The organism is Virgibacillus ihumii (assembly GCF_902726655.1).
GTDB lineage: Bacteria > Bacillota > Bacilli > Bacillales > Amphibacillaceae > Lentibacillus > Lentibacillus ihumii.
In genome coordinates this window covers 1121898-1133444 of the sequence record NZ_CACVAN010000001.1, presented here as the reverse complement: position 1 = coordinate 1133444, position 11547 = coordinate 1121898, and the positions used below count along the sequence as shown (strand labels likewise).

Here is an 11547-nt window from a genome sequence, read left to right as displayed (position 1 = left end):
ATTCGGGTGCGGGGACAATCATACGTTATTCTGGCCATTATTTTTGTCATTATCATTGCAATTTTTGCTGTTATTAATGTTGAACCGGTAGAAGTGAATTATCTTTTTGGTATCGGGCAGGCACCGTTGATTTTAGTTATTCTATTTTCGGTATTAATGGGTGGTGTTATTACCGCAGCTGTTAATCTGATTAAAATCATTCATCTGCAGCGGGAGAAAAGATCACTGCAGCATGAGAATAATCAATTGAAGGAGACGTTAAAAGAACATAACTTGTTGGATACCAATCAAGATGATTCAACTGATGGAAGAAAAACTGAAACATAACCTGATTGCTACCCTTGGCTTACTTTTGTATAATAGGAAAGTCAGGGGTGAAATTATGTTACAGAGCATGATGAAATGGAAATATACAGAAGCTATTGATATACCAGTAAATTGGGAATCAAATGAAATCTCCCCGCTCATTAAGGAATTGCTTGTACAGCGAGGAATTACAAATAATATAGCCGCACAGGAGTTTTTATCTCCTGAACTGGATCAATTAAATAACCCACAGGAGCTGGCAAATATAGAACAGGCAGCTGAACGTGTGCATGAGGCAATTGACCGGAATGAACGGATACTTATATATGGTGATTATGATGCAGATGGTGTCAGTTCAACGACATTGCTTCTGAAAACAATGGAAGAGCTTGGAGCAGATTGCGACTATTACATACCTAACCGTTTCACAGAAGGATATGGGCCCAATGAGGAGGCATTTCGGGAAGCATCCCGAAATGGTTTTCATGTTATTATAACAGTGGATACTGGGATTGCATCCGTAAACGAGGCAGATGTTGCCAAAGAATTAGGTATTGACTTAATCATCACTGACCATCATGAACCACAGGAACAGCTTCCGGATGCTTTTGCCATCATACATCCGAAATGCTCACCTGCATACGCGTTTAAGGAACTGGCGGGTGTTGGTGTGGCCTTTAAATTTGCACAGCAGCTTTTAGGATATTTTCCGAAACAATTTCTTGATTTGGCTGCAATTGGTACAATTGCCGACCTTGTAGCGTTAGTGGAAGAGAACAGGGTTTTTGCATATTTCGGGTTGCAGTCACTGACAACTACCAATCGTGCAGGACTGAACGCCCTGAAGAGGGTGTGCAATATAAATGGTAATGTAACAGAAGAAGATGTCGGTTTCTCAATTGGACCGAGACTAAACGCGGTTGGAAGGCTTCAGGATGCTGATTTGGCCGTTCAATTGTTAATGGCGGATGATCCTGATGAGGCAGAAGAGATTGCCGAAATGGTACAGTCGCTTAACAAGGAGCGTCAAAAAATCGTAAGTGATATTGTCCAGGAAGCAAAGCAAATGATTGATCCAACGGAAAATCATGGAGTAATCGTTGTGGCAAAGGAAGGTTGGAATCAAGGTGTTCTGGGAATTGTGGCATCCAATCTTGTTCGGAAATATGATCGCCCGGCGATTGTTTTATCCATTCTTCCGGAAACTGGACAGGCAAAGGGGTCGGCCCGAAGTATTCCTGCCTTTAATTTATTCGAAAACTGTATGAAACTCCGGGAATTGTTTGCAGCATTTGGCGGCCATTCCCAAGCTGCTGGAATGACGCTTCCGACAGAAAATGTGCAAGTGCTCCGTGATGAATTAAACGAATTGATTTTTCAGCAGCTCTCAGAAGAGGATTTTACACAGGAGTTGGAAATTAGTAAAACGATTGCAGTTCCCGAGATAAATGAAATGCTGGTTAATGAGATTTCCCAACTGGCACCTTTTGGAATGAGTAACCCTAAGCCGATTTTTCAGTTAGATCATATGCCAAATGATGCAAGACAAATTGGAAGCAGGAAGAACCACCTAAAAGTACAATTCAGACAGGATAACATATCGATTGATGGTATCGGATTTGGGCTCGGTCATTTGCACCCGTTTATCTCATCCGGAACAGACATCACGGTGGCCGGAGAGCTTGGGATCAATGAATGGAATGGAAACAGAAAGGTACAACTGGTCATAAAGGATATGAAAATCAAGGATAAGCAGTTGTTTGATCACCGTGGCAGGAAACAGGCGAATATTTCCCCGTTTGTTGACCACAACACTTCTCAGGTTGCCGTTTTTAATAAACTTCCGGTTGAGCACAGCATTGTTCCGGAAGGTGTCAGGTGCATTACATACGATACAGATGTAGGTAGTCTGGGGGACGAAGATACAGTCTATTTGTATGAACTGCCGGAAGAGCTAAGCACACTCCGGGACATAATTGTAAAGATCAATCCGAATAATGTTCATGTATGTTTTTACCTGGAAGATAGTGCGTATTTGAATCATTTTCCAACCCGGGAAGATTTCAAATGGTTTTATGTACTTGCCATGAAGCGAAAGAAATTAAACCTTAAAGAAAATATTGAAAAGATTATGCACGCGAAAAATTGGACAAAAGAACAGGTTCTGTTCATGTCTGAGGTGTTTTTTGAATTAGGTTTTGTTAAAATAGAAAAAGGTATTATCACCATAAATTCTGATCCGGTGAAACGTGATTTGACTGAATCAAGTGTATATCAAAAGCGGATAAACCGGGCTGACATTGAAAAGGTACTGTATTATTCCAGATACGAGGATTTAAGAAATTGGTTTTTGGGTTGTGTACAGGATCGCGACATTTCCAGGGAGGAAGTAATAAATGGACTATAAAAAATATATTAAAATTGTGGAAGACTGGCCAAAAGAGGGAATTCAATTTAAAGATATCACGCCATTGATGGATAATGGCTCTGCATATAAATCTGCAGTGGATGAGATTGTGAAATATGCCCGTGAACGGAGTATTGATCTTGTCGTAGGTCCTGAAGCAAGAGGGTTTATAATCGGCTGCCCTGTTTCTTATGCATTGGAGAAAGGTTTTGCTCCAGTTCGAAAAGAGGGCAAATTACCTCGTGAAGTAATAAAAGTTGATTATGGACTGGAATACGGGGAAAATGTACTCACAATCCATAAAGATGCAATTAAACCTGGCCAGCGCGTACTGATTACCGATGACTTGCTTGCAACGGGTGGTACAATAGAAGCAACCATTAAATTAGTGGAAGAGCTTGGTGGTGTTGTGGCCGGATGTGCTTTTCTAATTGAACTCTCGTATTTGAACGGGTTAGAAAAACTTAAGGGTTATGATGTGTTAACATTAATGAGTTACTAAATAAGATAATAAACAGGTCTGGCGTATTGTCAGGCCTTTGCTTAAATTATAAAGTCACACAGTTAAATTATTTGGTGATCTTATATAAGTGCAACTAGTTTTCTAGTATGATTTGTTTTTTCGTTTCATTTATGTAAAAATTTCGATACAAGTACAAATGTATTCTCTGCATCGGGTTAAGGTCAGGTGATTATATGGCAAAAGAAGATATTCTAACAATTGAAGATGTGTTAAACAAGGCTCGACGTTATCTTGCCGGGGAGGATGTGAAATTTCTTCAGCGTGCATATAATTATGCTGCGAAAGCACATGAAAATCAGTTCCGAAAATCCGGTGAGCCTTATATAATTCATCCTGTACAGGTCGCCGGCATTCTGCTTGAACTGGAAATGGATCCGGAAACAGTTGCAGGCGGATTTTTGCATGATGTCGTAGAGGATACTGATATCACAACGGAAGATCTTGAGGAGCACTTCAACCATGAAGTCGCCATGCTTGTGGATGGTGTAACGAAACTTGGAAAAATAAAGTACAAATCGAAGGAAGCGATTCAGGCTGAGAATCATCGGAAAATGTTTGTGGCGATGGCCAAAGACATACGGGTTATCCTGATAAAACTCGCTGACCGTCTGCATAATATGCGTACACTGAAGCATTTGCCTCCTCAAAAACAGCGCCGCATTTCCAATGAGACGCTGGAAATTTTTGCCCCGCTGGCACATCGGCTGGGAATCTCGACGATAAAATGGGAACTTGAAGATACTGCATTGCGTTATTTGAATCCGCAGCAGTATTATCGAATAGTCCAGTTAATGAGACAGAAAAGAGAGCAGCGGGAGTCCTATATTGATGAAGTGATGACGGAGGTCAGGAGTCAGCTGAAGGATGTCAAAATCGAAGCTGATATCTCCGGACGCCCGAAGCATTTATACAGTATTTACAGAAAAATGGTAAAACAGAACAAACAGTTTAACGAAATCTATGATTTGTTGGCTGTTAGAATAATTGTGAATAATATTAAAGATTGCTATGCGGTTTTGGGGATTATTCATACATGCTGGAAGCCGATGCCCGGCAGGTTTAAAGACTATATCGCAATGCCTAAACCAAATTTATACCAATCGCTTCATACAACGGTGATCGGACCAAAAGGTGATCCGCTCGAAGTACAAATCCGCACGAAGGAAATGCACGAAATTGCGGAATATGGTATTGCGGCACACTGGGCTTATAAAGAAGGCAGCAGAGTGTCAAAGGATAAAAAATCTTTTGAAGAAAAATTGACATGGTTCCGGGAAATACTCGAATGGCAAAGTGAGACACATGATGCTGAGGAATTTATGGAGACGCTAAAAGTCGATCTCTTTTCTGATATGGTTTATGTTTTCACGCCTAAAGGCGATGTGATTGAACTTCCATCCGGGTCGGTCCCGATTGATTTTGCTTACCGGATTCATACAGAGGTAGGGAACCAGACGATAGGAGCAAAAGTCAACGGGAAGATGGAACCACTCGATTATCAGCTCCATAATGGAGATATTATCGATGTGATGACTTCTAAGCATTCGTATGGACCATCGCAGGATTGGCTGAAAATCACCCAAACGTCCCAAGCAAAAAGTAAAATAAAACAGTTCTTTAAAAAACAACGGCGTGATGAGAATATCAGCAAAGGCAAGGAATCTGTTGATAAGGAAATTCGGGCTCTTGGTATTGAACCTAAAGAGGTTTTGACGCAGGAGAACCTGAGCCGCGTCCATGAACGTTTTAATTTTATGAATGAAGACGATATGTACGCAGCTGTTGGTTACCAGGGTATAACCGCAGCTTTAATTGCTACACGTCTCACTGATAAACTTCGCCGGACGAAGCAGAAGGAACAGAATCTGGAAGAAACATTGGAAGAAGTGAAAAGCGAATCCACTTTTAAGAAGAAACAAAAAAGGGATTCCGGTGTCCGGGTAGCAGGTGTTGACAATATGCTTGTACGCCTTTCCAAATGCTGTAACCCTGTACCTGGTGATAAAATTGTCGGTTATATAACAAAAGGTAGAGGGGTATCTGTTCACCGGACTGATTGTCCGAATGTTCAATCGGAGGAGGCACAGCAGCGTTTCCTTCACGTGGAATGGGAAAATAATCAGATTGAGAAAAAACAATATCATGTGGATTTGGAAATTTCGGGTTACGATCGCCGCGGACTGTTAAATGAAGTTCTGCAGGCTGTAAATGAAACAAAAACAAATATTACCCATGTAAATGGCAAATCAGATCGTAATAAGATGGCAACTATTCACATTACTATCCTTATTCATAATACGAGTCATCTACGTAGAATCGTAGATCGTATAAAGCAAATTAAAGATGTTTATACAGTTACACGTACAATTCAATAATTAAAGTACTGTAGAAAAAGGGGTACCAAAGCAATGAAAGCAGTAGTTCAGCTGGTAAATAATGCAAAAGTTTCCGTTGAAGACAGGATAACCGGAAAAATTGATTCTGGTTTTGTTGTTTTGCTTGGAGTAACACACGATGATACGGAAGCAGATGCGCAATATGTAGTGAATAAATTAGTTCATCTGCGGATTTTTGCTGATGAAAATGGAAAAATGAATCATTCATTAAAAGATGTTAATGGCAATGTTTTGTCCATTTCTCAATTCACACTCTTTGCTGACACACGTAAAGGCAGACGTCCGAGTTTCGTGCAAGCTGCAAAACCGGACCAGGCATTAGAACTTTATAATTATTTTAATCAACAGATTGAAGAACAAGGGATTCGTGTGGAGACAGGTGAATTTGGAGAAATGATGGACGTGCAATTGACAAATCAGGGGCCTGTAACGATTATTTTGGACAGTAATGAAAAATGACTACCATAAAAATGACCATCCATTTTTAAATAAAACGGGTGGTCATTTTTCCCATCTATATTAATGTGGTTTAAGCTTTTGGCCATTTTCGTATAAACTGCGACACAGAAATCATGGGAATTTAGTATGACTCTTAGGCAAACGCCGTTGGAATATACTCGCTTTCCGCGGGCAAGTGCCGAGCCCTCCTCAGCTCGTACCTCGCCTGCGGGGTCTCGCCTAGCTTGTACTTCCCGCAGGAGTCTCGCATATTCCAACGGCTGGTTTGGGTTGAAAATCATCTAATCTTTGGAAATAAAGGGTAATATTCCTCAAAAGCAGCCAGTATACACCAAGACTCCTGGGGGAGCTGAGGCCTAGGTGAGACTCGCAGTGCGACAGCACGAAGAGGCTCAGCAGCCGCCCCCGGAAAGCGAAGTGTATACTAGCTGCGGGGCGAGATAACATCAATCGCTACCAAATCAATATAGAAGTTACGTCGCAGTTTTGTTCAACTGTAAAAGGTTAAGTAACAACATAATTTACTGAGAGAGTCAGCTTTTTTCTATTTAAAAAGCATTAACCGCAGCTTCTGCTACCTGGACATCCTGTGGCACTGATCCGCCACTGACACCGACTGCACCCACCACTTTTCCGTCTTTTTCAAGTGGGATACCGCCACCGAAAACGACAATTTTTCCTTGGTTCGTTGTGTTAAGTCCCCAAAGTTCTGCATTAGGCACCGTTGCTTCTTCCAGATTTGACGTAGGCATTTTGAGTGCTACTGATGTCCAGGCCTTATTCCAGGAGATGTCCACACTTGCGAGCCATGCATCATCCATTCGGTGCGCAGCAATCAAATTTCCACCATTATCAAGTACTGAAATGACCATTTGTACACCGATTTTCTCTGCTTCTTGTTCAGCGCTGTTAATCAGCTTTTTGGCTGTTTCCAAATTTAGTTCCTCCACTTTCAACATCCTTTCTCTATATTATTTCTTGAAGTTCCGTTTTCATTGAAGGTTCTTCCCATCTTATTGAGAAATAAAACAATAATTCTATAAAATTTTGGAAATAAATTAAATTTTATAGTTTTATAAGTCAATAACTGGGTAGAGAAGGAATAGGGTCTTTGTGGCCTGTTGATCACATAATACACAAAGGAGGTTATTTTGGTGGCTGACAATCGTGGAGTAGTTTATACAGGAGAAGGAAATGTGGAGGTGCAGGATATCGCATATCCTGATTTAGTTCTGCATGATGGACCGGGTGTACCAAAGTCGAACGTTGGCAGGAAATGTGAACATGGAGTTATACTGAAAAATATCGTTACGAACATCTGTGGCAGCGACCAGCACATGGTTCGCGGTCGTACTACTGCGCCGTCAGGTCTGGTCCTGGGGCACGAGATTACCGGTGAAGTTATTGAGGTGGGACGTGATGTGGAATTCATTAAAAAAGGGGATATTGTATCCGTGCCGTTTAATGTGGCATGCGGACGCTGCAAAATGTGCCAGCGGCAGGATACCCATATCTGCCAGAACGTTAATCCGGAAAGACCCGGTGGAGCCTATGGTTATGTCGATATGGGCGGCTGGGTAGGTGGTCAGTCCGAATATGTCATGGTTCCATATGCCGATTTTCAGCTGTTGAAATTTCCTGATAAGGACAAGGCTATGGATAAAATTCTTGACCTTACCATGTTATCGGATATTTTTCCAACAGGTTACCATGGAGCAGTAAGCGCCGGCGTAACAACAGGTTCAACTGTTTATGTTGCAGGTGCGGGACCGGTTGGATTGGCTGCAGCACACTCCGCACAATTGCTTGGTGCAGCAGTAGTTATTGTCGGTGACTTAAAAGAAGAAAGACTGGAACAGGCAAGAAGTTTTGGTTGTGAGACAATTAATTTAAAGGAACATGATGATGTTGGCGAACAAATTGAGCAGATTCTTGGTGATCCCGAAGTCGATTGTGCAATCGACGCAGTTGGTTTTGAAGCATATGGACATGGGACAGATCACCAGGATGCACCGGCTACTGTACTTAATACGATGATGGGTGTTGTTGAAGCAGGTGGCAGATTTGGAATTCCAGGTCTGTATGTGACGGAAGATCCAGGGGCAAAAGATAACGATGCTAAACAGGGATCGTTAAAAGTACGCTTTGGTTTAGGTTGGTCAAAAGCGCATTCATTTACCACTGGACAAACTCCTGCTATGAAATATCAACGGCAATTAATGAATGCTATTCTTAATGGTAAAGCGGAAATCGCAAAAGTTGTGAATGCAACCGTAATATCGCTGGATCAAGCTCCGCAAGGTTATGCTGATTTTGACAGCGGTGTTGCGAAAAAGTTTGTCATTGATCCGCATGGCACGCTAAGCAAACAGTAAAAATTACCGGAAAGGCTGAAAATCGCTTTAGAGAAAGAGCATTCCGGACATTTCTGAAAGTAGTGATAACCGGTAGAGACCTTGTCTATATTTGGCAAGGTCTTTATTAGCAGTTAAAAAACATTTTCTCTCATGAATGTGGCCATAAGACGTAAGGCGCTATTATCAAGGTTCATTTTTAAAATAACGGTTCAGCCCGTTGACTATTCCGGTAACAATTTTTTTCTGGTAAGCGTTCGTCTGCAGCAGTTTTTCTTTTTCAGGGTTGGAAATAAAGCCCAGTTCCAATAATATGGCAGGTTTCAAGTTTTGCCTGATAACCTGGTAATCCGCAAATTTGCTGCCCCGGTTTCGCACTCCGGTTTCTTTACTGACTTCTTCCAGTATGTAACGGGCAAGGTCTTGATACTGGTTACGATAATAATAAGCAGAAATTCCCGTAACACTTGGCAATTTGGGAAAGCTGTTATAGTGAATACTGATGAAAGCATCCGTTTGGTTTAAATTAGAAAGGCTTGTCCTGCTTGCCAGCGAAACAAATTCATTTTTTTCCCTTGTCACAATTACATCGGCTCCAAGCATTGTCAACTCATGTTTCAATTCTCTCATGGTTTGGTACGTATAATGCTTTTCATATGTTCCGTTGGCCCCTATAGCCCCGATATCCCTTCCGCCATGGCCGGCATCAATGACAATTGTCTTGTTTTTGATGGAGTTGTTCGATTCGGCTTGCTGGCTTTTAAGAATATCCTTCAGAATGAATCCAGTTAAATTATCATTGGAAATTTCATACCATTTTTCGGTTTCTGATATGATTTGGAACTCCGCACCTTGTTCTGCAAATCCAACAATATCAAAAGTGGAAGCAGGGCCTCCACGCAGATGGACCTTTTCTTTTGATATGGTAATTGTTTTTCCTGTCTGCTTAGATTGTTTCCCGTCTGAATAGGATTGAATAGTGACATACTGCGATGCCAACCAGCCTTTTTGATCCTGAAGCCTTATCTGTACCCATTTATCCTGTTGCTGAATCATGGGATAGACATCTCCGGAATGGACTTGTGTAACGACTTCATGTTGTGTTCCAGGACTGCTTCGCACATTCAGGTTATCAGTGTTCACAACCACAGAAGCACTTTTATCTGCCGTCGCCATTGAAAAAACAAGCAGTCCTAAGATGGTTAGGAATAATATTAATTTTTTAATGGGAAATGAAACCTCCTCTGTCCATTATTATCAATCATAATAAATATTTGATAAATAGGCAAAACTAATGGGACTGAGGGAGGGATGTACTGTGCGTTATCATGAAAAACAATGGAATGCAACGATGAATAATAATGATGTGTTTGGTGTTAATTTACATCATTTTATGGAATTGGAAAAAAATCATAATTATATGGAAATAGCTGAAGAGTTTGGAATTTCAGTAGGTGAAGTAAAAATGTTGAAGAAAAAAATTATTCGCTCTTGACATTCATATAACAAGCAATTATGATAATAGTCATATTAAATGATCAATGAATACAAACCGGTGATGGAAAAAGTAATTGGAACCCACGTGGAAAGAGAGAAAATGTCTCAGGCTGAAAACATTTTTGCACGATGCTTCAATGAAAGACATTCCTTAGGCTTTGTACTGAAGTACTGAAGTAGGTACAAACGTTTTGCAGGCGTTAACTGTGCAGAGTGGATGCCATTTGTGCATCAACCAGGGTGGCAACGCGGGTAACTCCCGTCCCTTTATTATAAGGGACGGGAGTTTTATATTGCTTAAAAATTTGTATAGGGGATGATGGAATGAGCTTTAAAGCGCCGAGAGGCACGGTGGATATTTTACCGGAAGAGGCGGCTAAATGGGATTACATTGAAAAGCAAATCAAGGATATATGCAGAAGGTACCATTTTGAAGAAATCCGAACGCCGCTGTTTGAGCATACAGAAGTTTTTCAACGTGGTGTCGGTGATTCTACCGATATCGTGCAAAAAGAAATGTATACATTTGAAGATCGTGGCGGCAGAAGTCTGACATTGCGCCCTGAAGGAACGGCTTCAGTTGTTCGGGCATTTGCTCAAAATAAATTGTTCGGTAATCCGATTCAGCCGGTGAAATTGTTTTATTTTGCCCAAATGTTTCGCTATGAACGACCGCAGAAAGGGAGAATGCGCCAATTAAATCAATTTGGTGTCGAGGTCTTGGGCAGTGCGAACCCGGCAGTTGATGCAGAAGTGATTGATTTGGCTATGACCTGTTACAAGGAGTTGGGGTTAAGGTCGTTGAAACTTGTCATCAACTCACTTGGTGACCAGGAGAGTCGCTCCAGTCACCGTCAGGCATTGATTGACCATTTCACACCGCATAAAGATGAACTTTGCAGCGATTGTCAGAACCGGTTGACTCAAAACCCAATGCGGATTCTTGACTGCAAGACGGATCGTGATCACCCGGCAATGAAAACGGCGCCGTCGATACTCGATTATTTGAATGATGAATCAAGGACATATTTTGAACAGGTACAGGAATATTTAACAAGTATGGGAATCGAGTATGAAGTGGATCAGAATCTTGTTCGCGGATTGGACTATTATAATCATACCGCTTTTGAAATTATGAGTGAGGCTGATGGATTTGGGGCTATTGCAACACTGGCCGGCGGTGGCAGGTACAATGGTCTCGTTGAGGAACTTGGCGGACCGGCAACCCCCGGAATCGGATTCGGTATGGGGCTGGAGCGATTATTGATGGCATTGGAAGTGGAAAATCAGGCTATCCCGATTGACAAAAGTCTGGACTGTTTTCTGGTCGCCGCGGGGGATGAAGCGGACAAACAGGCAATGACGCTCTTGCACCGTCTGAGGAAAAATGGGATTCAGGCTGACAAAGATTATCAAGGTCGCAAAATGAAGACCCAATTTAAAACCGCTGATCGCTTAAAAGCAAAATTTGTGCTGGTTATCGGTGACGATGAGCTGAAGAAACAAATTGTTACGGTTAAGGACATGACAAGCGGTGATCAGAAGGAAATACCAATGGAAAAACTGGACGAAACGATGCAGCAGTTAGTGACAGGAGGCAAATGA

Annotated in this window: 10 protein-coding genes and 1 other annotated feature; of the genes, 8 read left to right on the top strand and 2 right to left on the bottom strand. The window is 41.6% G+C overall.

All coding sequences use genetic code 11. The features are described 5' to 3' along the window. The first annotated feature begins 6 nt into the window (after positions 1 to 6). From HUX68_RS05685 to dtd, 5 genes are all read left to right on the top strand, one after another. The gene (locus tag HUX68_RS05685; RefSeq protein WP_174613915.1) at positions 7 to 327 is read left to right on the top strand and encodes a LapA family protein; all 321 of its coding nucleotides are present in this window, start codon (positions 7 to 9) and stop codon (positions 325 to 327) included. Between the two features lie 55 nt (positions 328 to 382). Next, the gene (gene recJ, locus HUX68_RS05680) at positions 383 to 2713 is read left to right on the top strand and encodes a single-stranded-DNA-specific exonuclease RecJ (protein ID WP_174613914.1); all 2331 of its coding nucleotides are present in this window, start codon (positions 383 to 385) and stop codon (positions 2711 to 2713) included. Beyond that, entirely contained in the window at positions 2703 to 3215 is a 513-nt protein-coding gene (locus tag HUX68_RS05675) for an adenine phosphoribosyltransferase (protein WP_174613913.1), read from the top strand. The genes recJ and HUX68_RS05675 overlap by 11 nt, the downstream gene beginning before the upstream one ends. A 194-nt stretch (positions 3216 to 3409) precedes the next feature. Continuing rightward, complete coding sequence (locus HUX68_RS05670) at positions 3410 to 5611, top strand: RelA/SpoT family protein (RefSeq protein WP_174613912.1); 2202 nt, start codon at positions 3410 to 3412, stop codon at positions 5609 to 5611. 33 nt (positions 5612 to 5644) lie between these two features. Beyond that, complete coding sequence (dtd, locus tag HUX68_RS05665; RefSeq protein ID WP_174613911.1) at positions 5645 to 6091, top strand: D-aminoacyl-tRNA deacylase; 447 nt, start codon at positions 5645 to 5647, stop codon at positions 6089 to 6091. Between the two features lie 548 nt (positions 6092 to 6639). Here the strand turns inward: dtd and HUX68_RS05660 are convergent. Continuing rightward, positions 6640 to 7041: a GlcG/HbpS family heme-binding protein gene (locus HUX68_RS05660; protein WP_217424789.1), complete on the bottom strand. Its 402-nt coding sequence runs from the start codon at positions 7039 to 7041 to the stop codon at positions 6640 to 6642. Positions 7042 to 7245: 204 nt separating this feature from the next. Between HUX68_RS05660 and fdhA the strand changes: the two genes are divergently transcribed. After that, on the top strand, positions 7246 to 8466 hold the full coding sequence (gene fdhA, locus HUX68_RS05655) for a formaldehyde dehydrogenase, glutathione-independent (protein WP_174613909.1): 1221 nt from the start codon (positions 7246 to 7248) through the stop codon (positions 8464 to 8466). 165 nt (positions 8467 to 8631) lie between these two features. On the opposite strand, the gene HUX68_RS05650 is transcribed toward fdhA, so the two are convergent. Then, positions 8632 to 9621: an N-acetylmuramoyl-L-alanine amidase family protein gene (locus HUX68_RS05650; RefSeq protein WP_174613908.1), complete on the bottom strand. Its 990-nt coding sequence runs from the start codon at positions 9619 to 9621 to the stop codon at positions 8632 to 8634. A 142-nt stretch (positions 9622 to 9763) separates the two neighbouring features. On the opposite strand from HUX68_RS05650, the gene HUX68_RS05645 reads away from it, so the two are divergent. Both HUX68_RS05645 and hisS read left to right on the top strand, forming a co-directional pair. Further along, positions 9764 to 9940, top strand: a complete 177-nt coding sequence (locus tag HUX68_RS05645) for an RNA polymerase sigma factor sigma-70 region 4 domain-containing protein (protein WP_174613907.1) — start codon at positions 9764 to 9766, stop codon at positions 9938 to 9940. A gap of 51 nt (positions 9941 to 9991) precedes the next feature. Next, positions 9992 to 10212 (top strand) — a binding site (T-box leader). A gap of 54 nt (positions 10213 to 10266) precedes the next feature. Next, positions 10267 to 11547 carry a histidine--tRNA ligase gene (gene hisS / locus HUX68_RS05640; RefSeq protein ID WP_174613906.1) on the top strand — a complete coding sequence of 427 codons (1281 nt, stop codon included), beginning with the start codon at positions 10267 to 10269 and terminating at the stop codon, positions 11545 to 11547.